The following is a 24,270-nucleotide window of genomic DNA, read 5'->3' as shown; positions in this document are numbered from 1 at the left end:
CTAAGCCTACGGCGTGCCCCGGACATCCGCTCCGCCGGACGCATACCAGCCCCGGCGGAGCGAGCGGCGCCCCTAGAACTCTCCCAGAATCGGCAGCGATGTCGTGGTCACCGGCACCGAGGCCGACATGAGAGTCCCGTCGTCGCGGCGCGCATCCGCGAAGTCCGCGATCCGCGGGCGTCCGGGGATCAGCGGCCCCTGGTGCGACAGCGGCACCTCCGCGGGAGCCCCCACGGCAGCCGTGTGTGCGACACCGCGCACCGTGAACGCGACGGCATCCCCCTCGATCACCTCGACGCGAATCTGCGCGCGGGTGATGTTCACGGCCAGCTGCGAGCCCCGCCACTGCAACGGGAACGCCAGTTCCGGCCAGTCTGCGGGGAGGCGCGGGTCGAAGCTGAGCTCGCCACGATGGTCGCGCATACCGCCGAACCCGCTCACGAGGGCCGTCCACACGCCACCCGCCGACGCGACGTGCACACCGTCGGCGGCATTGTGATGAAGGTCTCCGAGATCGACGAACAGCGATTCCTCGAAGTACGTCCTCGCCAGATCCTGGTACCCGACCTCAGCGGCGAGGATCGACTGCACCACCGCCGACAGCGTCGAGTCGCCGGTGGTCAGCGGGTCGTAGTACTCGAAGTCGGCGAGCTTCTCGGCCTCAGTGAAGTGGTTGCCCTGGAGGAACAGCGCAAGCACGACATCCGCCTGCTTGAGCACCTGGAAACGGTAGATCACGAGCGGGTGGTAATGCAGGAGCAGAGGTCGCTTCTCGGGCGGAGTGCTCTCCAGATCCCACACCTCGCGCTCGAGGAAGAGCGCATCCTGCGGGTGGATGCCGAGAGCCGGGCTGAACGGGATGTACATCGCCTCGGCGGCGCGCTCCCATCCGTCTGCCTCATCCTCGCCCAGGGCGAGACGCTCCACCATCGCGGCGTAGTCCTCCGGGCACTCCTCCTGCAGCTCGGTCACGACCCGGGCCGCGAAGCGCAGGTTGTACCGCGCCATCACGTTCGTGAAGAGATTGTCGTTGACGACCGTCGTGTACTCGTCGGGGCCGGTGACACCGTGGATGTGGAACGTCTCCACTCCCCCGCCGGCGCGCCAGAAGCCCAGGGTCGCCCACATCCGCGCGGTCTCGACGGCGATGTCGACGCCCTCGCGACGCATGAACTCCTCATCGCCTGTCGCGCGCACATACTTTCCGAGAGCGAAGCTGACGTCGGCGTTGATGTGGTACTGCGCGGTGCCCGCGGCGTAGTACGCGGAGGCCTCCTCGCCGTTGATCGTGCGCCACGGGAACAGGGCACCCGCCTCGTTCAGCATCGCGGCGCGGCGGCGGGCGGCAGGAAGCATGAGCACGCGCGCACGCAGTGCGTTGCGCGCCCACAGCGGCGACGTGTACGACAGGAACGGCAGCACGTAGATCTCGGTGTCCCAGAAGTAGTGCCCGCTGTAGCCCGAACCGGAGACGCCCTTCGCGGAGACGCCGGCCCCGTCCGCGCGCGCCGCGGCCTGCGCGAGCTGGAGCAGACACCAGCGTGTCGCCTGCTGCAGATCGTCGTGTCCGACGATGCGCACGTCCGATCGCTCCCAGAACGCCTCCAGCCAGTCGATCTGCGCCTCGAACTGCGCGTCGACACCCTCGACGAGCACACGGTCGAGGCTGCGGCGGGCGCGGTCGACGAGTTCGCGTGCGGGGGCACCGCGCGACGAGTGATAGCTCACGAGCTTGGTGAGCTGGATGGGCACACCGGCCTTCGCCTGCACGCGGAACACGTTCTTCGCGATGTCGGGCTCGACGAGTCGCCGCGCCGAGTAGTCGTTGTCGGTGACCATGACGTGGTCGGCGACGACGGCGAGTGTCATCCCGGACTCCGTCGTGCGGAAGGACAGCGCCGAGCGCAGGTCGGACTGCCAGTACTCGACCGGCTGCAGCACCCGTTCGGCGATGCGCTCGGTGCGCCGTGGGTCGAATCCGGCCGCGGGCCCCGGGGCCCCGCCGTAGACGTCTTCGCCGTCCTGACGGTTGATGATCTGCGAGCTGATCGTGACCGGGGCATCCGCGTTCTCGACCGTGATCTCGAGCCGCAGCACCGCGAGGTGCCGCTCGCTGAACGACACGAAGCGCTCATCGCGCATCCGCACCCGCTTGCCGGAGGGCGTGACCCACAGCACATCGCGGCTCAGCACACCGGTGCGGAAGTCGAGAACCCGCGAGTACTCGCGCACATCGGCCTCGTCGAAGGAGAGCGGCTCGTCATCGACGTAGACGCGCATCACCTTGGCATCCGGGGCGTTGACGATCGTCTGGCCGACCTCCGCGAATCCGAACGCCTGCTCGGCGTGCCGGATCGGCCAGGTCTCGTGGAAGCCGTTGATGAAGGTGCCGTGCTCGTGCGCGGCGCGCCCCTCGATGTGGTTGCCCCGGAGGCCCAGGTAGCCGTTTCCGACGGTGAACAGCGTCTCGGCGACGCCGGACTTCTCTGCGGGATATCGCGTCTCGATGAGGCGCCACGGGTCGACGGGGAACAGGTCGCGGTCGAACATCAAGACTCCAGAATGGTCGGTGCGGGCGGGTCAGTGCAGCAGGTCGGCGAGGTCGGTGATCACGACGGATGCTCCGGATTCGCGCAGGGCGGATGCTCCGGCGCCGCGGTCCACGCCGATCACGAGTCCGTAGCCGGCGGCCGCGGCGGACGCGACGCCGGAGGTGGCATCCTCGATGGCCACGGCCTCCGCGGCGGGCACGCCGAGGCGTTCGGCGGCGACGCGGAACACATCGGGTGCGGGCTTGGAGGCGAGATGCTCGCGCTCGGCGACGAGACCGTCGACGACGAGCGGGAAGTACTCGGTGAGTCCGGCCGCCGCGAGAACATCCGCGGCGTTCTTCGAGCTCGACACGACCGCGAGCGGAACCCCGACCGCGTGCAGCTGCTGCACGAGTGCGAGCGACCCCGGATAGGGCGCGATCCCGTCCCGCCGCAGGGCCGCGGTGAAGGCGGCGTTCTTGCGGTTTCCGATGCCGCAGATGGTGTCGGCGGACGGCGGGTCGTCGATCTGCCCCCAGGGAACCTCGACATTACGGCTGTGCAGCAGGCTGGCGACCCCGTCGTAGCGCTTCTTGCCGTCGACGTAGTCGAAGTAGTCGTCATCCGTGTAGGCCGGGGTGATCCCCCACTGCGCGAAAACCCCGTCGAACACGGACTGCCAGGCGCGCATATGCACCTCGGCGGTGGGGGTCAGCACCCCGTCGAGATCGAAGAGCACGCCACGGGCGCTGCGGATATCGGGCAGAAGATCAGACACGCGGGCCTCCCGGAGGGTTCGAGTGGTCGGCACCTCTGCGTGCCATGGTGCCAGCGTAGTACGCAGAACCCGGATGGCCCTGGGCGGATGCCGCACCAAGGGACCGGTTCAGACGAGCGAGTACGTCTGCCGGGCGATCTCCAGCTCCTCGTCGGTCGGAACGACGAGGACCTCGACGGTGGACGCGTCGGAGGAGATCCGACGTGTGCCCCGACCCGGTGAGGCGTTGCGCTCCGGATCGACTTCGACGCCGAGGAATCCGAGGGTCGCGAGCGCTTCCGCACGCACACGCACCGCGTTCTCGCCGACGCCCGCGGTGAACGCGATGACATCCACCCCGCCGAGCTGGACGAGGTACGCGCCGAGGTAGGCCCGCAGCCGGTGCACGTACACGTCGAAGGCGAGCTGCGCGGTCTCGTCGCCGGTCTCCAGCCCCTGCAGGATGTCGCGCATGTCGGCGTGCCCGGTCAGCCCCTTGAGCCCGCTGCGCGTGTTCAGCAGGACGTCGAGGTCGTCGATCGTGTAGCCCGCCGTGCGGGCGAGATGCAGAAGGGCCGCGGGGTCGAGATCACCCGAGCGCGTTCCCATGACGAGTCCTTCGAGGGGCGTGAGTCCCATCGAAGTGTCGACCGAGCGACCACCGTCGATCGCCGTGACCGAGGCGCCGTTTCCGAGGTGGAAGACGATCTGACGCAGGTCGGCGATGTCGCGGCCGAGGAACTCCGCGGTCGCCGCGGAGACATGCTGGTGGCTCGTGCCGTGGAAGCCGTAGCGGCGCACCCGATGCTCCGCGGCAAGTTCCGCGTCGATCGCGTACGTGTACGCCGCCGGTGGGAGCGTCTGGTGGAAGGCCGTGTCGAACACCGTGACATGCGGCACGGTGTCGAAGATCGCCCGGGCCGCGATGATGCCCGCCAGGTTCGCCGGGTTGTGGAGCGGTGCCAGCACCGCGAGTTCACCGATCTCGCGCTCGACGCGCTCATCGACGAGCGTGGGGGCGAAGAAGCGGGCACCGCCGTGGACGACGCGGTGACCGACGCCGACCGGAGCATGCGTCTCCAGCGAGGGGCCGTGTGCATCGAACTGTTCCAGCATCACGCCGAACGCCTCGGCGTGATCGGTGATCGGGCGGTCGCTCTTCACCGTTTGTTCGACGCCGTGCCCCGCAGTATCCGCGGCGACCAGTGTGCTGTGCGAGATCTGCCCCTTGGCACCGCCGATGCGCTCGATCAGGCCGTGACCGATCTCCGTCTCGGAGGTCATGTCGTACAGGCTGTACTTCAGAGACGAGGAGCCGCTGTTGATGACGAGAATGTGGCTCACGCTCAGGCCTCCTGCGCCTGGATCGCCGTGATGGCGACGGTGTTGACGATGTCCTCGACGAGCGCTCCGCGCGAGAGGTCGTTGATCGGCTTGTTGAGGCCCTGCAGCACGGGCCCGATGGCGAGTGCACCCGCCGAGCGCTGCACTGCCTTGTACGTGTTGTTGCCGGTGTTGAGGTCAGGGAAGACGAAGACCGTCGCGCGGCCCGCCACGGCGGAGTCCGGAAGCTTCGCTCGGGCCACGGCCACATCGGCCGCGGCGTCGTACTGGATGGGGCCCTCGACGAGCAGCTCCGGGCTGCGCTCGCGCACGAGCGCGGTCGCCGCGCGCACCTTGTCGACGTCAGCGCCGGATCCGGACTCGCCCGTCGAGTACGACAGCATCGCGACGCGCGGATCGATGCCGAACTGCTTCGCCGTCGCGGCTGAGGAGATCGCGATGTCGGCGAGCTGCTCGCTGGTCGGGTCGGGGATCACCGCGCAGTCGCCGTAGACGAGCACCCGATCGGCGAGCGCCATGAGGAAGACGCTGGAGACGACGTTGACCCCGGGCTTCGTCTTGATGATCTCGAAGGAGGGGCGGATGGTGTGCGCCGTCGTGTGCGCGGCACCGGAGACCATGCCGTCGGCGAGACCCAGGTGCACCATCATCGTTCCGAAGTACGACACGTCGGTCACGGTGTCGGCCGCCTGCGCGAGCGTGATGCCCTTGTGCGCCCGCAGGCGCGCGTACTCGGCGGCGAAGCGCTCGACGAGCACCGGGTCGGTGGGGCTGAGGACCTGCGCCGCAGAGAGATCGATGCCGAGCTCCGTCGCGCGGGAGCGGATCTCGGTGTCGTCGCCGAGGATCGTGAGATCGGCGACGCCCCGAGCGAGCAGAGTCGCCGCGGCGCGCAGGATGCGGTCGTCTCCTCCCTCGGGCAGGACGATGCGCTTGCGATCCTGGCGAGCACGCTCGATGAGGTCGTACTCGAACATGAGGGGGGTCACGACGCTCGCCTCGGCAAGACCGACCTGCGTGGTCAGCTCGGGCACGTCGACGTGCGCCTGGAAGAGCGCGAGGGCGCGGTCGTAGCGAGCGCGGGAGTCTGCGGCGAGGCGTCCGCGGGCGGACATGACGCGGATCGCGGTATCGAAGGTGCCGAGGTCCGTCGCGATGATCGGCACGGTCGAGGAGAGCCCGTCGAGCAGGCGCGTGATGGGCTCCGGCAGTTCGAAGGGCCCGTTGAGGATGACGCCGACGACGCGCGGGAAAGTGCCGGATGCGTCGGCGAGGAGCGTGGCGAGCAGGACCTCGGTGCGGTCGGCCGGAATCACCACGACCGAGTCCTCGGTGAGACGCGGCAGCACGTTGACCATCGACATCCCGGCCACCACGACGCTGAGAGCCTCGCGCGTCAGCAGTTCCTGGTCGCCCTTGATCAGACGCCCGTCGACCGCGGCGAGGATCCCCCGCACCGACGGCGCCACGAGCGTGCGGTCCTCCGGGATGACCCACACGGGCGTCTCGGTGCTCTGCGCGGCGTGCACCGCATGCACGATGTCGTCGAGGCGCTCGGGGTCAGCGCGGTTGACGATCACGGCGAACAGCTCTGCGCGTTCGGCAGTGAGCTCGGCGAGGCTGAGCGATGCGCTCTGTCCGACCTGCGCGGCGGTGCGCGCGGTGGTCGTGCCGAGCTGTTCCGCCTGCCGCTGCTGGTCACGGCCGCTGAGGACGAGCAGGACGGGGGCGCCGAGGTTCGCCGCGATGCGGGCGTTGAATCCGAACTCGGCGGGGCTGGCGACATCGGTGTAGTCGCTGCCGACGATCACGACGGCGTCGCACTGCGCCTCGATCGCCTTGAAGCGAGCGACGATCGTCGCGAGCGCATGCTCGGGGTGATCGCGCACGTCGTCGTAGGTGACGCCGATGCACTCGTCGTACTCCAGGGGCACCCCGTCGTGGGCGAGCAGCAGCTCGAGGACGTGGTCGCGCTCCTCGGTGGAACGCGCGATGGGCCGGAACACGCCGACACGCGGCGTCGCGCGCATCAGAGCGTCGAGCACTCCCAGAGCGATCGTCGATTTGCCGGTATGACCCTCAGCAGAGGTGATGTAGATGCTCTGTGCCACCCCTCCAGCTTAGGCCGGGGGTGTTCGATGCAGCGCCTGTCAGCAGGCACCGGCGAGCGCGTCGACAACCGCGGTCGCGTCTTCGCGATACTGCGCGTAGTAGTCGCGATCGGTGTTGACCTGGACGCGGTGGATCGCGTGGGAGGGCTCCATCTGCTGCCATCCCTCGAGTCCGCCGAGGCGTGCGTAGAAAAGGGATGCAGCGGTCGCCGGGTCCATCCGCGCATCGACGCTGCCCCACCAGTCCTGTTGCTGGAAGAGACCGATGCTCGTGGTGCGGGTGCCGTCTGGGTTCGTGAATCCGCGCGTCTCCCAGTCGCCGTAGTCGATGTTGCGCAGGCTGCTCTCGCCCATCGCGGTCATGACCCCGATGATCTGTCCGTCGCGTCCGAAGCCCAGTGACTGCGCGGTCAGCACGATCGTCGCCGCATTGGCGAGCTGCTTCCCCGACCAGCCGGCGACCCCCGTCACCGGAAGAGTCTCGGCGTCGTGGATGCAGACCGGCTGCGGCGCCTGCGCGACGGCGGTCGGCAGGAGCACGGCCAGCCCCACAGAGGTCGTGAGAACGCCGGCTGCGATCACGATGAGGCGCTGCGTGCGTCGGCGCTCCTGGAGTGCGGCACGCTGCTTCGCGGTCAGACGGCGCTTCGCGGCCGGTTTCTTCTTCCTCTTCTTCATGCGGATGCTCCGGGCCGACGGCGCGCGAGCAGCACCGCGACCCCTCCGCCGACAGCTCCGAACAGATGTGCCTGCCAGGAGATGCCCGAGCTCACCCCGATGATCCCGGCGAGCATCGAGGCGCCGTACAGGCCGATGACGATGAGGCCGATCACGGCGTACAGCACGCGGTGCGCAACGCGGCCGGGCGCGAAGACGCGCAGGACGACGTATCCGAAGTAGCCGAACACGAGGCCGGATGCTCCGACCGTCACGCTTCCCGGTGCGCTGAACAGCCAAGTTCCGGCACCGCCGACGAGCACCACGACGAGCGTAACCATCCAGAACCGGCGTGCGCCCTCGACGGCGACGAGGCTCCCCAGCACCAGGAACGGGAGCGAGTTCGCCATGAGGTGCGCCCAGCTGGCATGCAGCAGGGGCGCGAGCAGCACTCCGCCCAGCGCGCTCGTGTCCCAGGCACGCAGACCGAACCCGGTGAAGCTGATCGGGAGGATGGCGTCGACGAACTGCACGGCCCACATCAGCGCGAGCAGGAGCACCGGGGACGCAAAACGCCCCAGCGCAGAGGTGCGCGGGGCGGTCGTGGAGGTGCTCACAGCTTGATCCTGGCAGGAGGATCCCAGAGGAAGCTGAAAAGAAAAGACCCTCCGCGCACCCGACAGAGCCCGGTTACCCTTGCTACGTTTCCGTCCTGGGGGAATTGGCCTGGGTGTCGCCACGCGGAGAGCCGTGCACCAGTCTACCCGGGTTCGGAGAGTGCTCGCGCACAGCGCCCCCGCGCCGCCTCCGCGCCCGTCCGTTCCGCGGGTCATCGCTCTGTGGGAATCCGCGGCCGCATGACCCTCTGCGCGCGTTAGGATCACAACAACCGCGCAGGTCCTGCATCGGCGCTCAGCCCTCCGTCCCGCTGCGGAGGACATGAAAGGGAACGCATGGAAGCCACCCCCTCGATGACGGCGTCGACCGGGTACGCACCCCAGACCGCGATGAACGCGGAAGTCTTCGCGGCGCAGACCGGCGCCATTCTCGCCTCGATCGCCGAGGTGATCGACGGCAAGGCCGACGCGCTGCGCAGCGCGCTGGTGTGCCTTCTCGCCGAGGGGCATCTGCTCATCGAGGACGTGCCGGGCGTGGGAAAGACCATGCTCGCTCGGGCACTCGCGGCGAGCATCGACGCGTCCGTCCGGCGCATCCAGTTCACCCCCGACCTGCTGCCGGGAGATGTCACCGGGGTCTCCGTCTTCAACCCCGTGGCGCGTGAGTTCGAGTTCAAGCGCGGGGCGATCTTCGCGAACCTCGTGATCGCGGACGAGATCAACCGCTCGTCTCCGAAGACGCAGTCCGCGTTGCTGGAGGCGATGGAAGAGGGTCAGGTCACCGTCGACGGTGAGACCCATTACCTTCCCGAGCCCTTCCTCGTCGTGGCGACGCAGAACCCGTTCGAGATGGAGGGCACCTATGCGCTCCCCGAGGCGCAGCGCGACCGTTTCATGATGCGGATCTCGATGGGGTATCCGGATGCCGCCGCCGAAGCCCTCATGCTGCGTCAACGTGACACGATCAACCCGCTCGAGCGGATCCGCCCCGTACTGAAGGCCGCCGATGTTCAGGCGCTCATCGCTTGGGCGCGGGCGGTGCATGTCGCCCCCGTGATCGAACAGTACGCCGTCGCGCTCGCGCAGGCGACCCGCACCGACGCGAACCTGCACCTGGGCGCGAGCCCTCGCGCGACGCTGCAGCTCGTGCGCGCGGCCAAGGTCTCGGCGGCGCTCGACGGCCGGGACTATGTCATTCCTGACGACCTCACCGCGCTTCTGCCCGCCGTCTTCGCACACCGTCTGATCCCGGCGCGCGGTGCGCACCGCGCCGGCGCCCGCCCGATCGACGCGGCGATCACCCACATCATCGAGCGCACCCCCGTTCCGGTCGCGCCCCGCGCGTAGGGGGAACACGATGAAGCGGCGTCCTCTCACCGGTCGCGGCCTCGCTGCGCTCCTCTCCGGCGGCGTGTGCATGATCGCCGCGAACGTCCTCGGCACTCCGCTGTTCCTCTATCTCGGCCTGCTGCTGGTCCTGCTCGTCGTGATCGCGGCGATCGCTGTGCGCGCCCCGCGACGCACGGGCGGCGTGCGCCGAACGGTCACGAGCGATCTCCTCACGGTCGGCGAAGACTCCCGCGTGATCGTGCGCTTCGCGTTCCGCTCGCTGCTGGGGGTGCCGAACGGCACCTGGTCCGATGCGCTCCCCGACGCCGTCGCCGGCGAGGCCGAAGGGCTTTTCCCGCCACGACTGCTGTCCGGGCTTCCCGCCCCTCTCTCCGGTAGTGAGCCCCTCACGTTCTCGTACCCGATCCGCGGGGTGCGCCGCGGTATCTGGGCGATCGGGCCGCTGAGCCTGTCGACGACCGATCCCTTCGGTCTGGTGCGACGGATGCAGGACTTCGGTGAGACGTATCCGGTCACGGTCGTCCCCGCGGTACTGACCCTGCCTTCGTCGGCGGCGCAGAGCGGCGTGGCGAGTGGTTCCGCACAGCATTCCTCGAACCGCGTCGGTCAGGGCGCCGACAACCTCTCGCCGCGACGCTACGTTCCGGGCGACAGCATGCGCCGGATCCACTGGCGCGCGACCGCGCACCGCGGCACGCTCATGGTGCGACAGGAAGAGCAGGAGTCCCACCCGGACGCCATCGTCGTGCTCGACCGCACCGGGGCGCACTGGCGCTCCGACGCGGACTTCGAGAACGCTGTGTCGGCGTGCGCGTCGATCGCGATCCATCTGGCCCAGCACGGCTACAGCGTGGACATCATGGACCCCGGCGGCGTCCTCCTGGGAGAGCTTCGCGGCGGCGAAGACGACCGCGACGGGCTGCTCGTCACCCTCGCCTCGGTGCATCCGCGCGGGACCGACGTGCACGTGCCGCTGCACGCGGCCGCCTCCGGCCATCTGCTCGGCCCCCTGGTCGTCCTCACCGGCACGATCACGGCCGCCGAAGCGCCGCAGTGGGCGCACGGCGGCGCAGTGCTGCCCGTCCTCATGATGGCCTCCGTCGACGGCGATGCCGCACGCGCCGCATCCGCCCAAGGCTGGCGGGTCGTGACGCTCGGCGACGACATCGCCGGAGCCTGGGCGGATGCGACGTCCGCCGCACCGCCCGCCGTGCCCTCTTCCGCGGAGGCACGTCGTGTCCGCTGAAGCGACCACCCGGCCCCAGAGCGCCTGGGCGACGACGGCAGGGCGCCCGACGCTCGGAACGTTCGGCGCTGCTCTGCTGACCCTGGCGAGCGTCGCTCTGGCCGTCTGGCCCCTCACATCGGTGATCTCCGCCGGCCGGTGGAGCAACCAAGCCACGACCGTCGCCCTGCTGATCGCGGCGACAGGATTCCTCGTCCGGCGCCTCGTCGCGAGTCGGCGCGGGCGGATCCTGCTGCCGCTGATCGCGCAGATCGTGATGCTGGTGGGCTCGCTGACCCTTCTGAACTTCCGAGACGACGCATGGCTCGGCGTCCTCCCGAGCCCGGCCGTCGTGAGCCGGGCGCTCGGGGTGCTCACCGCGGCGGGCCTGGAGGTACGAAACGGGGCCGCACCGCTCGAATCCACCCCGGCGCTGGCCTTCTCTCTGGCCCTTGCGGTGGGCATCCTTCTGATCGCCCTCGATCTGCTCATCATCGTCGCGCGGATCCCGCTGCTCGCCGGGCTCTGCGTCGCCGTGGTCGGGGCACTGCCGTCGATCATCGTGCCGGGCGATGTGAATCTCTTCTGGTTCGTCCTGCTCAGCATCCTGATCCTGGCGCTTCTGCGCCTGCGCATCGATGAACGGCTCGCAGCCGGGACCGCGCCCGCTGTGAGCGATGCCCCCGCTCCACGCCCTCGCGCCCGCGTGACCGCGATGGTCGGCGCGGCGACGATCGTCGGCACGCTGCTGGTCGCCCCGGCGCTGCCGGTTTCGGCGACCGGGCTCAGCTTCGGCGGCACGATGTCGCTGAATCCGTCGCTGCGGCTCGGCGAAGACCTCCGCCGCCCGGCGCCGGCACCCGCACTCACGCTCGTGACGGATGCCACGCGCGCGCCGTATCTGCGCGTGGCGACGCTCTCCAGCTTCGACGGCGAGGTGTGGCATCCCGACCAGACCGACAGTGTCGCGCTGCGCACGGGATTCGGGGCGCCGCAGTGGAGCGAGGAGGTCGCGACGACGACCCAGCGCAGCTCCGTGCGTGTCACCGGCATCTCGAGCACCTGGCTGCCGGTGCCCTACCCGGCCACCGACATCCGCGGCCTCGACGGCGTCTGGCGCATCATGCCGTCGAATCGCACGGTCATGACGCACGGCGCCGACGCCGCGGGACAGACCTACACCGTCGATGCGCTCGATGTCTCTCCCACCCTGGAGCAGGTGCGTGCGGCCAACGCAGCGCTGCCCGCCCCGACGACTCCCGAGCAGGAGGCCGCAAACGCGCTTCTGCACGCGCTACCTGAAGACCTGCCTCCGATCGTCGCGCAGCTGGCCGCCGAGGTCTCGGGCAACGCCGACAACGACTACGACCGGCTGGCCGCGCTGCAGACCTGGTTTCGGGCGGGGTTCCGCTACTCGCTGGAGACACCTGTCGAGGAGGACTTCGACGGCACCGGGGTCGAAGCTGTCGCCCGATTCCTGGAGGAGCGCACGGGCTACTGTATCCATTTCGCCGGGGCGTTCGCCCTCATGGCCCGCGCGCTCGACATGCCGACACGCATCGTCGTCGGCTACCTGCCGGGCCGTGAGAGCGAGGAGAAGCAGGACGGCAAGCCCATCTACGTCGTCTCCAGCGACCAGTTGCATTCCTGGCCCGAGGTGTACTTCGACGGGATCGGTTGGGTGCCGTTCGAGCCGACAGCGACGCTGGGCGTGCCGACGCGCTTCTCTCCCGCGGCGACGAGCGGAAACACGGTGTCGCCGGACGCACCGACGGCGACCACTGCCCCCTCCGCGGCACCGGGCGCGGACAGCGACGTGGATCGCCGGGATGCGGATGCCGCTGGTGGAGCCGCCACACCGCTGCGCACCCTCAACCCGCTGCCCGTCCTGCTCACCGTGCTGGGCGTTCTGATCGCCGGCGTGGTTCCGGGCCTCGTGCGGCTCGTGCGTCGTCGTGTGCGCATTGCGCGCGCTCACCGCGGAGACCCCGAAGCAGCATGGGCCGAGGTCCACGACACGCTCGTCGATCTGGGCCTTCCGGCGTCCGCGGCGGATACGCCCCGGGCGCGGGGTGCCGCGCTGCACGCCGCACGGGCGGTGGATGCTGCATCGATCGACGAACTTGTGCTCGCTGTCGAGCGCACACGGTTCGCACGGTACGGGTACCCGCCGCATGAGGGCCCTGATCTGGCGCGGGCGCTGCACACCGTCAGACACGATCTGCTGAGGAGTGTCAGCGGGCGCGATCGCGTGCTTGCGATGGTGGCCCCGCGTTCGCTGCTCGGTCGTCGAGCTACGGCACCGGCGCTGGCGTAGCGGCGACCTCGGGTTCCTTCTGCGCGCGCAGCACGACCGCGACCACGACCAGCAGCAGCGCGACAGCACCTGTCGTCAGCACGAGCTCCGGCGTGAAGGGGCGCACCAGGGTCAGAACCACCGCCATCGCGGCAACCAGAACTCCCGCCAGCACCGGGGTTGCGCCGCGGACGGCGGCGCCGATCGGGCGGAACGACGAGGGCAGCGGCAGACGCGCCACGGTGTCTGTGACGCCCACGCGCAGTGCGCGCGCAGGGCGGCTCGGACCCGCCCACCACGCGGCAAGCGCCATGAGCGCGCCGAGGGTGGTCAGAGCAGCCACTCCCGCAGAGACCTGGTGCGCGGCGGCATCGAAGAGAGCACCGACCGCATCCGCGGAGATCGCGGCGACACCGGTCGCGAACATCCGCCCGATGCCGAGCCCGGCCCCGAGCACGAGACCGACCGCGAGCAGGGCGACTCCGGTGCCGAAGATCGCACGACGCCAGCTCATCGCGAGCAGGATGCCGGCGACGAGGAGAACCGCGACCAGGACGGGAAGCCAGGCGTTGGCGATGTCGAGGCCGACGACGATCATCCGCACCTGGGTGAGTCCCTCGACCTCAGCGACGGCGATCTGCGGACCGACGCCCTCAGGGATCGCGCTGGCCAGTGTGATGCCCCGGTCGACCAGCTCGCCGCGTACAGCGGTGATGATCGGCGCAAGGTCGACGGCGACCGTCGACCCATCCACGACGAGCACGGCCCCGTCGGCGCCGGCGATCGTGGCGTTGATGCCGGTGTGCGCGACGCGCAGGGCTCCTCGCCAGGTCTCTGCGAACGCGGGCGACGAGACGAATCGCTCCACGACGTCGTGGACGAGGGACTGCATGCCCGCGGCGAGCGGCGCCTCCAGCAGAGCGAGACGCCCGGAGACGACAGAGGGCATATCGAGCGTCTGCAGTCCGCCGATCAGTTCGTGGGCCAGCGTCTGCGTGTCGATCGCGTCGTCGATCGCGGTCGCGACCTGGGCAGTCACCTCTTTCTGCACAGCGGGATTCTCTGCGAGCGGTGCGAAGGTCTCGACGAAGCGATCCGAGTCGCGCAGGATCGTCTGTGCCGTGGTCGCGGTGAGCGCGACGGGCGCCAGGACAACACCGAGTGTGATGAGGACCGCAGCGGCGGTGCTGCGCAGGATCCGTCGCCCTCGCGGGGTGCCGAGGCGCGCGGAGTCAGCAGACGTGGTGTCAGAGGTGCCCATAGCGACGAGAATATCGGTCGTCGGCGTGCACGCGGAAGGCTGTCAGGCCGCGTGGTGCTCCGCGCACGGCACGCTGTCGCAGCTCTCGCAGACGACGAACTGGTGCCGACACGACAGGTCAGGGCAATTCGCGGTGCGCTTGGTGGCCGTGCCGCATCCCGCGCACTCGCCGATCACCGCCGCATCCGCACTGAAATCAACGGAACCGCGCTTGTCGAACACGTACAGCGAGCCCTCCCAGAGACCGCTGTCGCCATACTTCTCGCCGTAGCGGACGATGCCGCCTTCGAGCTGGTAGACCTCACCGAAGCCGCGCGCCGTCATCAGGCTCGAAAGCACCTCGCATCGGATGCCGCCGGTGCAGTAGGTGACGACCGGCTTGCCCTTGAGATCGTCGTAGACACCGGAATCGAGCAGCTGCACGAAGTCCCGCGTGGTCTCGGTGTCGGGAACGATCGCGTTCTTGAAGCGGCCGATCTGTGCCTCGAGCGCATTGCGTCCGTCGAAGAAGACGACCTCGTCGCCGCGCGCATCCATGAGGTCGTGCAGCTGTTCAGGACTCAGACGCTCGCCGCCTCCGACCACGCCCTGCTCATCCACTCGGAGTTCGCCCGGCGCACCGAAGGAGACGATCTCGTCGCGCACCTTGACGCTGAGCTTCGGGAAGTCGAGGCTGTGCCCCGTGGCGTCCAATCCCGTGCCTTCGCTCCACTTGATGTCGGCGTCCTTGAACGGCGCGTAGGAGCGGAAAGAGCGCAACCACTTCTTCAGCGCGAGCAGATCGCCGCCGAGGGTTCCGTTGATTCCGTCTTTCGACAGCAGCACCCGACCGCGCAGGTTCAGCGCCTCACCCAGGTCGCGCTGCCAGAGACGGATCGCCTCGGGGTCGGCGAGCGGAGTGAAGGCGTAGAACAGGACGATCTTGGGGGTACTCACCCTGAAATCCTAGGACGCCGGGATGGGCGCTTCCCGCGAGCGGCGCCTGCGGTGCGACCACAGGCTCGCGGACTCGCTCGACAGCGCGAGCAGCGCGATGCAGTCCAGTGAGGCCGTGAGCAATGTCAGGTTGAGCGCGAGCACCGCCTGACCGTCGATGTAGTCCATCGCCGTGACGAGAATGCCGAGACTCAACAGCACCATCAGAAGTGCGCGCGAGCGCCGTCCACCGCGCAGCACGAAGACGCAGGTGATGATCTGAGCGAGGGTGATGAGCCCGCTGATGACGAGCACGCTCGCGGCGACGATCCTGTTGTCTTCGGAGGTGGAGCCCAGCAGTCCCCAGATGTCGTCGACGGCGAGGGAGACCGCCAGCTCGATCAGACCGGAGAGGAGGACGAAAGCGACGCCCGCGACGATCGACAGCGGCACGCGCTGCGCGATCTGCTCCGCGGATGCCGCCGCCTCGCGGGCCCGCTCGCGCACCGACTCGGGACGCGTCGGAACCTCGGGGCGCACCGTCGCCTCGGGAACCTGCTCCACGAGCGGCGGAACCGTCACAGCGGAGACGTCGATGACGGGGAGGTTGCCGTCGGTGATGAAACGGTCGCCTCCGCCGTTGCGGGAGTGGTATCCGGTCGTGAAGTCGCGCAGCACCCGCACCTCGACGGCAGGGTCGGCCGCACGGGCGGAGGACACGACGTAGTCGCGTTCGATGTCGGTGTTCTCGTCGATCCGGTGCGTGACCTGCAACGTGAAGAACGACAGGCCCACATCCGTGTCGTAGGTGCCGGCGCCCAGCCAGTCGGTCTTCGCGCCGCCCGGGAGCAGCCAGCCCGGCGGGCAGTGCCAGAAGCGCACATGGTGACGCTGCTTCGGATTGCCCTCGACCTCCTGCTGATAGGCGACGTCATGCCGCCGACCGAAGAGCATGAGCGGCGAGACCGGTGCCGTCGGATAGCTGCGCCGGGTCAGCGTGGAGACGATGATGCCCCAGGTGGAGGCCGCGGTGATCTCATCCGCACGATGCCAACCCGCGGAGGTCATGACGGCATCCAGCTGCGCGGCCGAGCCGTCCACGCCGAGATTGACCGGGTCGCCGAGCAGACCGTCCGCGGTGCGAGTGCGCCCGAAGAAGTAGTCGGGCACATAGAGGTCGGAGAGCATGCGGTGCAAGCGCGGCAGCGCGAGGTACGCCATGATCGCCCACACCGGCACAAGGAGCAGCAGTGCCCACCATGAACGCACGCCCTGGAGCGCGATGATCACGGCAAGCCAGATCGCGGCTCCCGTCCCGATCAGGAAGAACACGCGATCGCCGACCGTCGTCGGAGGGAGCGGCTGCTGCATCTGCATCGCCCATCGGCGCTGCGCTCCCCCGCGCTTCTGCGTCGTCTTTTCCCTGCCCACACGCCCACTCTAGAGGCGGGAGGCCCTCCGCGGTCTCGAACCCCTCCCGCGGTCAGGTACGATGGTGAGGTTGTTTCCTGGTGACGTGTCCGAGCGGCCGAAGGAGCACGCTTGGAAAGCGTGTGTTGTGCAAGCAACCGAGGGTTCGAATCCCTCCGTCACCGCCAGAACGAGTAAGGGCCCCGCATCTGCGGGGCCCTTACTCGTTTCGTCAGAAGCGGATGCCGAGCGTCATCGCGCCTTCCGGGGCAGGAAGCGTCTCGAAGCCGAGCTTCGTGTAGAACGCTGCAGCGCCGGTGTTCGCGGGGTCCATCCCCAGGTGCAGAGCGGGCACACCGCGGCGCTCCAGCTCGACGAAAAGCGTCTGCATGAGGGTGCGGCCGAGACCGTGGCCCTGCGTCTCGGGCAGCAGGTCGATATGCAGGTGCGCCGGGTACTCCCCCGCGTTCGGCTCCTTGCCCGGCGCGCGCCCCGCCGCATAGGAGATGATGCGGTCCTGGCGGGTGGGTTCGGCCTCGCCGGACAGCGGGTACTGGGCGGCCTTCGTCGGCCACCACTCGTCGCGGAACCAGCTCTCGAAGGCGTTCGTGTCGTCAGTGGCCACCAGGTACCCGATCACACGGCCGTCCTCGCCCTCCACGACCCAGGACAGGTCCGGGTGGCGTTCGGCGTAGGGAACCGCGAAGATGTCGCCCCACAGCGCGTCATCGGTGAAGATGCCCGTCGCATCACCGCCGGCGTCGGCGGTGCGCACGCACACCTCGTAGAGGGCGTCGCGATCAGCAGGCTGGTAGGGGCGGATGCGGGGCACAGAGAACTCCTGAGAAGTCGAGGGGATGCTGCTGTCCACACTAGAGCGCGCGAGCGTGTCGAACGCCGCCAGGCGCACCCATGGTGCGCAGGCGACGGCGACGAGAAGCGCAGCGCCCGCGCCGAGGAGCGTACCTGCCATCGTGTCGCTGAGCCAGTGCACGCTCAGCAGGGTCCGCGAGAGGGCCATCAGGACAACCCAGGCGACCCCCGCGATCACCGCCCACATCCGGGGGAAGACGATCCAGAGCACCATCGCCAGCGTGGCCGCGTTCGCCGCGTGGCCCGACGGGAAGGATCCGAAGTCGGAGGACACGAGCATGTCATCGGGCCGCGCCCGGGCGAACAGGTGCTTGAGCACCTGCACCAGCAGGGCACTCGCCGCGAAGGAGATCAGAGCGAACACGGCGGTGCGCCACCCGCGCAGTGCCCACAGCAGGGCCGCCATGGTGAGCGGAACGAGGAAGATCGCGACCCACCCTCCGCCGATGATGTTCATGGCGTAGGCGAAGCTCAACAGCCAGGGCTGGCGCAGGCCACCCATGAGCTGATTCCACCCCTGGTCGATGGCGGCGATCCCCGCCGTCGGCAGCAGGACCACGAGCAGCCCCAGCAGCAGGGCAGCCGCGGCGGCGCCCGCGGCAAGGGAGAGGGCGAGGCGTCGAGTCATCCCCCCATTGTGCCGGGACGAGTCGCAGGATCCGTCCTCACCCACCGTGCGCGACCCGGCGAACGTCAGGGAGCGAGCATCCCCACGGTGCGCGGACGCACGATCAGCCACAGCGCGAGCGCTCCGATCACCGCGCAGCCGACCATCACCGCCGCCATCGTCGTCGCCGTGATACCTGCGTCGCGCGACACCCAGCCCACGATCGGGGTGATGAGGCCGGCGACACCGAAGTTCACCGCGCCGAGGATGGATGCGGCGGTCCCTGCGGCCTTGCCGTGCCGATCGAGCGCGAGAACCTGCACGTTCGGGAACGTGAAGCCGCACGCCGTCATGAAGACGAACAGCGGAACCACGGTGCCCCAAAGGCCGAGACCGAGCTGGTCCGTGACGATGATCGCTGCCCCTGCCAGGAGCAGCACTGCGGTCGAGAAGGCGAGCACCCACTGCGGTCCGAAGCGCGCGGCGAGTCGCGACGCCACCTGCACGCCGACGACGACGCCGAGCGAGTTGACCGCGAACAGCACCCCGTACTGCTGGGCGTCCAGGCCGTGCGTCTGCTGGAACAGGAACGGAGACGCCGAAAGGTAGGAGAACAGGCCCGAGAAGGTCATGCCACCGATGATGAGCACGCCGATGAAAACACGGTCGGAGAAGACGCTGCGGTAGCGCTGCAGCACCGTCGTGGATCCGCGGTCGTGGCGACGCTCCTTGGGCAGCGTCTCGGGAATCAGGATGATGGCCGCGACGAGCATCACCGCACCGTAGGCGGCGAGCACGACGAAGATCCCCCGCCACGGCATGACCGTCAGCAGCATCGACCCGATGAGAGGTGCGATCACGGGCGCGACACCGGAGACCAGCGCGAGCCGGGACAGCATGATCACCAGGCGTCGCCCGCCGAACAGATCACGCACGATCGCCATCGCGACGACGCCGCCCGCCGCCGCGCCGATGCCCATGAACACGCGCGCCGCACTCAACAGGCCGAGGTCGGGAGCGAACGCAGCCGCAGCGCTCGCGAGAACGTGCAGCGCTGTGACAGCGATGAGGGGAACTCTGCGCCCGACCTTGTCACTCAGCGGTCCCACGACGAGCTGTCCGACAGCAAAGCCGATCATCGTTCCGGTCAGCGTCAGCTGGATGGCGGCGGCCGTCGTCTGGAAATCCGCCTCGAGCACGGGGAAAGCCGGCAGGTACAGGTCGATCGTGAACGGCCCGAGTGCCGTCAGCGCCCCGAGCAGCACGATGTAGATCACGCGGCGGCGGAGCGTGATCGAATCTCCCGGGTGCAGCATGATGGGCGCGGTCACCGGGTTGGATCCGAGCGTGCGGATCGCCCCCGTGGACGCAGATGTGTTCGGGTGGGTGGCGTCGGGCACGCGGATCCTTCCTCAAAAGCGAATCCTCACGCCTCGGCCAACGCCGGTGCGTGAGGATTCGTCCAGTCTACGGGCGATGCGAGACTCAGCCCTTCGTCGACCCCGCCAGGAGGCCGCGGACGAAGTACCTCTGCAGCGAGAAGAACACGATCAGCGGAACGATGATCGACACGAAGGCACCCGCCGTCAGCAGGTACCAGTCATTGCCCCGCGTGCCCGTGATCTCGGCCAGGAGCTTCGTGATCGGAGCCGCGGCTCCGTCGGCGAACACGAGGGCCACCAGCAGGTCGTTCCACACCCAGAGGAACTGGAAGATCGCGACCGAGGCGATCGCGGGCATCGTCAGCGGCAGCACGATGCGGAAGAAGATCTGTCCGCGGGATGCTCCGTCGACGCGTGCGGCCTCGATGACCTCGCCCGGGATCTCCGACATGAAGTTGTGCAGCAGGTAGATCGCCAGCGGCAGTGCGAACATCGAGTGCGCGAACCACACCTGTGCGTAGCCGTCGGAGGCACCCAGCGGCAGTGTCACCTGCAGGCCGAAGAGATTCAGCCCGCGGGAGAACGTGCTCAGCAGCGGCACCAGGGCCATCTGGATCGGCACGATCTGCAGCGCGAAGACGAAGATGAACAGCGCGTTGCGTCCCTTGAAGTCGATCCATGCGAAGGCGTAGGCCGCCATCGACGCGATCATGAGCGGAACGACGGTGGCGGGGATCGTGATCGCGATCGAGTTGACGAACGACTCGAGCATGGTCAGCTGCGTCGTGCCCGACTGCAGCACGTCGACGTAGTTCTCCCCCGTCACCTCGGGGTTGAGGAAGAATTCCCACCATCCGCTGGAGATGATCTGATCGCGCGGACGGAACGACGAGATGAACAGTCCGAGTGTCGGGATCGTCCACAGCACGGCAATGACGATGGATGCGGCGGATGCCCAGGGCCGGGACAGCTTGCGGCGAGCGCGTGCCGCCGACGCATCCAGCTTCCCGCCTGTCGTGATGGCGCGGGTGGAGGACGAGTGGGTGCTCACGGTGTCAGTCATCGGATGCTCCGCTGCTTCTGGATCTGGCGCGCGTTGTAGATCACGATCGGCAGCACCAGGAGGAAGAGGATCACGGCGAGCGCAGCGCTGCGCCCCGCCTCGAACTTGGTGAACTGCGTGTACATCTCGTTGGCGAGCACGCTGGTCTCGTAGTTTCCGGCGGTCATGGTGCGCACGATGTCGAAGACCTTCAGCGAGGCGATCGAGATCGTCGTGAGCACCACGATGAGCGCGGGGCGGATGGCGGGCACCGTCACCGAGATGAACCGCTGCCACGCGTTGGCGCCGTCGAGCTCCGCGGCCTCCAGCAGTTCGACGGGGACGCCCTTGATCGATGCCGACAGGATGACCATCGCGAAACCGGTCTGCACCCAGATCAGCACGACGATGAGGAAGAAGGTGTTCCACGGCGGGTTGAGCAGCCACTGCTGCGGCTCGCCGCCGAACCAGACGACGATCTGGTTGAGCAGGCCGATCTGGTCGTACTGCTTCGCGCGATACTCGTACATGAACCGCCAGATGATGCCGGCGCCGACGAACGAGATCGCCATCGGCATGAAGACGAGCACCTTGTAGATCTTCTCGCCGCGGGTCTTGTCGATGAACACGGCGTAGGCGAGACCGACGACCGTCGAGACCGTCGGCACGACCAGCACCCAGATGATCGTGTTCACGACGACACGGATGCCGTCGGGCTGACCGAAGATCCAGGCATAGTTCGCGAGGCCGACGAAGCTCTTGCCCGAGGAGTTCATGAACGAGGCGAAGATCGTCTGGATCGACGGCAGCACGAGTCCGATGAGTAGCAGGAGCATCGCCGGTGCCATGAAGGCGACGAGCTGGATCAGATATCCGCGTCCCTCCCTGGCTCGAAGATCGAGCAGGAAGAAGATGCCGCCGACGACGACCGCGACTCCCATGGCCCAGTAGTACGAGTTGAAGAGCAGCATGACCGCGAGCGGAATGAGCAGGCACATCGCCAGCCGGATCACGGTGTACATGGTGCCCTTGCGGGGCGCGATGTCGACGAAGAACAGGATGAGCGCGACGACGGCCGCGAACGCGAGCACGACGATGAGCGCCTGAAGGATCGGATGCATCGTGCCGATCCACTGGAAGAACTGGGTCACTTCAGTCCCTTCTCGGGGTGTGCGTGGTCACCCACCGGGCGGCGCTGCCGGGTGGGAAAAGCGGGCCGCCCGGTGAGGGGCGACCCGCTTTCCTCAGATCATCCGGCCGGCCAGCCGGACTCGATCTGCGTGAGCACCTCATCCGTCGCGGTGCCGTTGACCCACGCGACCATGCCCTTCCAGAACGTTCCGGCGCCGACGGCACCCGGCATCAGGTCAGATGCGTCGAAGCGGAACGTGGTGTCGGGGTCCTGCAGGATCTTGATGGTCTCCTGAAGGATCGGGTCCTTCGCGCTCTCCGGGTCCAGCCCGTTGTTCGCGGAGGTGACGCCGCCGAGGCTGACGCGGCTGTTCGCCCACTCGGGGCTCGACAGGTAGGCAAGGACCTTCTGCGTGGCCTCGTCGTCGCTGAATCCGCCGACGATCTCACCACCGCCGGTGACAGCCGAGTCGGACTCGGTCTTACCCGGAAGCATGAAGGCCCAGACGTCGCCGTCTTCCGCGACGTTGGTGCCCTCCGGGAAGAAGCCCGAGAGGAACGATGCCTGGTGCGTCAGCGCGCACGAGCCGGATGCCAGCGCGGGGGCGACATCACCGAAGGCAGTCGAGTTGATCGAGCGCACGTCACCGAAACCGGCGTTGACGTAGGCCGGGTTGAGCAGGATCGCACCGACCTTGTCGAAAGCGCCCTTGATCTCGGGGTCGGTGAACTTGACCTCGTTCGTGACCCACTGGTCGTAGACCTCGGCGCCGCTGTCACGGAGCACGTAGTCCTCGATCCAGTCGGTGCCCGGCCAGCCGGTCGCCGTGCCGGATTCGAATCCGGCACACCAGGCCGGAGCGCCCGTCGTCGAGGCGATCGTCTCGGTCAGCGTGGTGAGCTCGTCGAGCGTCTTGGGGATCTCAACACCCCACTCGGCGAACTTCGCCGGGGAGTACCAGATCCAGCCCTTGACGTTGGCCATGAGCGGAGCGCCGTAGAAGGTGCCGTCGACCGTGCCGTAGTTGACCCAGTCCTTGGTCCAGTACTCGTTAGCGTTCTTCTCGACGTCCGCGGGCGCAGGCTTGAGGAAGTCGCGAGACGCGAAGTCCGCGAAGAGTCCCGGCTGCGGGAAGATCGCGATGTCAGGCGGGTTGCCGCCCTGCGCGCGCGTTCCGAGCTGCGTCTCGAAGTCCTGGGAACCCTCGTACTTGATGGTGATGCCCTCGGACTCGGCCCAGTCCGCCCACGACTGCTGCAGAAGTTCTGCTTCTGCGTCGACGATGGTGCCGTAGATCGTCACGGTGCTGTCGCCGCCGCCGCCACCGGTCTCTCCCCCACCGCTGGGCGCGCCGGGCGCCCCACATCCCGCCAGAGCGATTCCCACTGCGCCCACAAGTGCGAGCGGCGCGAGTCGCCGGTAACGCTGTGTCAGTGCCATGACTTCTCCTCTTCGAGTTCACGTTCGCGACGCGGCGCATCCCACTGCATCACCGCGTCGGGAACCGATTCCAGGCCAACCTACTGTTGATCTCCTCCGCGGCACAATGGCTGTCGGGTCACAAGCTCACAACCTTCTTGCCGCTTCTCGAACATTATGGAAGCGCTCTCGCGGATACAAGATGGAACCGGTTCCCTCTTTTCTCGCGCCCGCGCTAGGCTGATCCCGATCCGCATCGCAGCGGCCCCACCCCGGAGTCGATCATGTCCACACTCGCCGATGTCGCCGCGCGCGCCGGCGTCTCGAAGTCGACGGCCAGTCGCGCACTCAACGACTCCGGATACGTCTCCGCCGAGACGCGCGCCCGTGTCACCCGTGCCGCGAAGGAACTCGGATTCGTCGCTCACCCGGGCGCGGCGAGCCTGGCGACGGGACGCACGCAGACCGTGGCCGTGATCCTGCCCCGTGCAGACCGCTGGTACTTCGCCGAGCTCCTCGACGGCGTGCAGGAGGAGCTCCTCACGGGCGGATTCGACCTCATGCTCTACAACGGCGCCGACGGCAGCGAAGGCCGGGCGCGCATGCTCGACCACGCCATCTCACGGCGACGCTTCGACGGTGTCATAGCCGTCGGTATCGAGCCGGAGGCCCACGAGATCGAGAGGCTGCTGAAGGCCCGGCGCCCCATCGTCACGATCGGCCCGCACAGCGAGGGAGCGAGCTCGATCATGCTCGATGATCGCCTCACCGCTCACGTCGCGACGGAGCATCTGATCGACCTCGGTCACACCGACATCGCGTTCCTCGGCGGCCCCGCAGACCCCCAGCAGGCAGGGTTCGGCGACGCGCTGCGCATCCGCGGCTACCTCGATGCCATGGCAGAGGCAGGCCTTGAGGATGCGGCGCGCATCGTCCCCGCCGAGTCCTCCGTACCTGGAGGCTACGCCGCAGCCGGGGACCTGCTGGGCAACAGGCGCACGCGCCCCACGGCACTCCTTGCCGTGTGTGACGAGACGGCGGTGGGCGCGATGATCGCGGCGCGGCGGATGGCGATCTCGATCCCCGGCGAACTGAGCGTCGTGGGCATCGACGATCACCAGTACGCGGAGATGTTCGGGCTGACGACAATGCGGCAGCATCCGAGGGAACAGGGCCGCACGGCGGTGCGATTGCTGCAGGAGCGGATGCAGAACGCGGATGCACCGCTCGAACACCGGGTGGAGGCATCCGCTCTCGTGGTGCGGAATTCGACAGCACCCCGCGGCCGAATCTCCCCTTGAACGCACGAAGGCCCCGGGAGAACCCGGGGCCTTCGCGAAG

Annotated in this window: 18 protein-coding genes, 1 tRNA gene and 1 other RNA gene; 5 read left to right on the top strand and 15 right to left on the bottom strand. The window is 68.4% G+C overall.

From position 1 onward, the window contains the following. Positions 1-72: 72 nt before the first annotated feature. The 7 genes from AC1REM_RS07455 to ffs form a co-directional block, all read right to left on the bottom strand. Positions 73-2,550 (bottom strand): glycoside hydrolase family 65 protein, encoded by a 2,478-nt coding sequence (locus AC1REM_RS07455; protein ID WP_492514048.1) that lies wholly within the window; start codon positions 2,548-2,550, stop codon positions 73-75. Between the two features lie 30 nt (positions 2,551-2,580). Then, positions 2,581-3,309, bottom strand: coding sequence for an HAD family hydrolase (locus tag AC1REM_RS07450; RefSeq protein WP_492514047.1), 729 nt, complete (start codon positions 3,307-3,309; stop codon positions 2,581-2,583). 108 nt (positions 3,310-3,417) lie between these two features. Then, positions 3,418-4,632, bottom strand: coding sequence for an acetate/propionate family kinase (locus AC1REM_RS07445; RefSeq protein WP_492514046.1), 1,215 nt, complete (start codon positions 4,630-4,632; stop codon positions 3,418-3,420). A gap of 2 nt (positions 4,633-4,634) precedes the next feature. Next, positions 4,635-6,743 carry a phosphate acetyltransferase gene (gene pta / locus AC1REM_RS07440; protein WP_492514045.1) on the bottom strand — a complete coding sequence of 703 codons (2,109 nt, stop codon included), beginning with the start codon at positions 6,741-6,743 and terminating at the stop codon, positions 4,635-4,637. A 39-nt stretch (positions 6,744-6,782) separates the two neighbouring features. Beyond that, a complete protein-coding gene (locus AC1REM_RS07435) occupies positions 6,783-7,421 on the bottom strand; it encodes a hypothetical protein (protein WP_492514044.1) in 639 nt (212 codons plus the stop codon). Further along, positions 7,418-8,017 (bottom strand): rhomboid family intramembrane serine protease, encoded by a 600-nt coding sequence (locus AC1REM_RS07430; RefSeq protein ID WP_492514043.1) that lies wholly within the window; start codon positions 8,015-8,017, stop codon positions 7,418-7,420. Before AC1REM_RS07430 ends, AC1REM_RS07435 begins: the two co-directional genes overlap by 4 nt. 39 nt (positions 8,018-8,056) lie before the next feature. Next, positions 8,057-8,153: signal recognition particle sRNA small type (gene ffs / locus AC1REM_RS07425), an RNA gene on the bottom strand. Between the two features lie 200 nt (positions 8,154-8,353). Here ffs and AC1REM_RS07420 point away from each other — a divergent pair. The 3 genes from AC1REM_RS07420 to AC1REM_RS07410 are packed head-to-tail and all read left to right on the top strand — an operon-like array spanning position 8,354 to position 12,909. Continuing rightward, positions 8,354-9,364, top strand: coding sequence for an AAA family ATPase (locus tag AC1REM_RS07420; protein ID WP_492514042.1), 1,011 nt, complete (start codon positions 8,354-8,356; stop codon positions 9,362-9,364). A 10-nt stretch (positions 9,365-9,374) separates the two neighbouring features. Beyond that, positions 9,375-10,613, top strand: a complete 1,239-nt coding sequence (locus AC1REM_RS07415) for a DUF58 domain-containing protein (RefSeq protein ID WP_492514041.1) — start codon at positions 9,375-9,377, stop codon at positions 10,611-10,613. Further along, positions 10,603-12,909 carry a transglutaminase TgpA family protein gene (locus AC1REM_RS07410; RefSeq protein ID WP_492514040.1) on the top strand — a complete coding sequence of 769 codons (2,307 nt, stop codon included), beginning with the start codon at positions 10,603-10,605 and terminating at the stop codon, positions 12,907-12,909. The genes AC1REM_RS07415 and AC1REM_RS07410 overlap by 11 nt, the downstream gene beginning before the upstream one ends. On the opposite strand, the gene AC1REM_RS07405 is transcribed toward AC1REM_RS07410, so the two are convergent. The 3 genes from AC1REM_RS07405 to AC1REM_RS07395 are packed head-to-tail and all read right to left on the bottom strand — an operon-like array spanning position 12,887 to position 16,495. Next, positions 12,887-14,149 (bottom strand): hypothetical protein, encoded by a 1,263-nt coding sequence (locus AC1REM_RS07405; protein ID WP_492514039.1) that lies wholly within the window; start codon positions 14,147-14,149, stop codon positions 12,887-12,889. The genes AC1REM_RS07410 and AC1REM_RS07405 overlap by 23 nt on opposite strands. Before the next feature lie 42 nt (positions 14,150-14,191). Beyond that, a complete protein-coding gene (gene trhO / locus AC1REM_RS07400) occupies positions 14,192-15,085 on the bottom strand; it encodes an oxygen-dependent tRNA uridine(34) hydroxylase TrhO (protein WP_492514038.1) in 894 nt (297 codons plus the stop codon). A gap of 9 nt (positions 15,086-15,094) precedes the next feature. Then, on the bottom strand, positions 15,095-16,495 hold the full coding sequence (locus AC1REM_RS07395; RefSeq protein WP_492514037.1) for an LssY C-terminal domain-containing protein: 1,401 nt from the start codon (positions 16,493-16,495) through the stop codon (positions 15,095-15,097). A 79-nt stretch (positions 16,496-16,574) separates the two neighbouring features. Between AC1REM_RS07395 and AC1REM_RS07390 the strand changes: the two genes are divergently transcribed. Then, a tRNA-Ser gene (locus AC1REM_RS07390) sits at positions 16,575-16,662 on the top strand. Positions 16,663-16,706: 44 nt separating this feature from the next. On the opposite strand, the gene AC1REM_RS07385 is transcribed toward AC1REM_RS07390, so the two are convergent. The 5 genes from AC1REM_RS07385 to AC1REM_RS07365 all read right to left on the bottom strand — a co-directional run bounded on the left by AC1REM_RS07385 (position 16,707) and on the right by AC1REM_RS07365 (position 22,950). Then, entirely contained in the window at positions 16,707-17,975 is a 1,269-nt protein-coding gene (locus tag AC1REM_RS07385; RefSeq protein ID WP_492514036.1) for a GNAT family N-acetyltransferase, read from the bottom strand. A 65-nt stretch (positions 17,976-18,040) separates the two neighbouring features. Next, positions 18,041-19,270 carry a multidrug effflux MFS transporter gene (locus AC1REM_RS07380; protein WP_492514479.1) on the bottom strand — a complete coding sequence of 410 codons (1,230 nt, stop codon included), beginning with the start codon at positions 19,268-19,270 and terminating at the stop codon, positions 18,041-18,043. 169 nt (positions 19,271-19,439) lie between these two features. Next, complete coding sequence (locus tag AC1REM_RS07375; RefSeq protein WP_489968901.1) at positions 19,440-20,399, bottom strand: carbohydrate ABC transporter permease; 960 nt, start codon at positions 20,397-20,399, stop codon at positions 19,440-19,442. Continuing rightward, positions 20,396-21,529: a carbohydrate ABC transporter permease gene (locus AC1REM_RS07370; RefSeq protein WP_204939293.1), complete on the bottom strand. Its 1,134-nt coding sequence runs from the start codon at positions 21,527-21,529 to the stop codon at positions 20,396-20,398. The genes AC1REM_RS07375 and AC1REM_RS07370 overlap by 4 nt, the downstream gene beginning before the upstream one ends. Positions 21,530-21,627: 98 nt before the next feature. Beyond that, entirely contained in the window at positions 21,628-22,950 is a 1,323-nt protein-coding gene (locus AC1REM_RS07365; protein WP_492514035.1) for an ABC transporter substrate-binding protein, read from the bottom strand. A 263-nt stretch (positions 22,951-23,213) separates the two neighbouring features. On the opposite strand from AC1REM_RS07365, the gene AC1REM_RS07360 reads away from it, so the two are divergent. Beyond that, on the top strand, positions 23,214-24,230 hold the full coding sequence (locus AC1REM_RS07360) for a LacI family DNA-binding transcriptional regulator (RefSeq protein ID WP_492514034.1): 1,017 nt from the start codon (positions 23,214-23,216) through the stop codon (positions 24,228-24,230). Positions 24,231-24,270 lie beyond the last annotated feature (40 nt).

The organism is Microbacterium sp. GW823-FHT02G05, from assembly GCF_058797175.1.
This window is presented reverse-complemented; position numbering and strand designations above follow the sequence as displayed.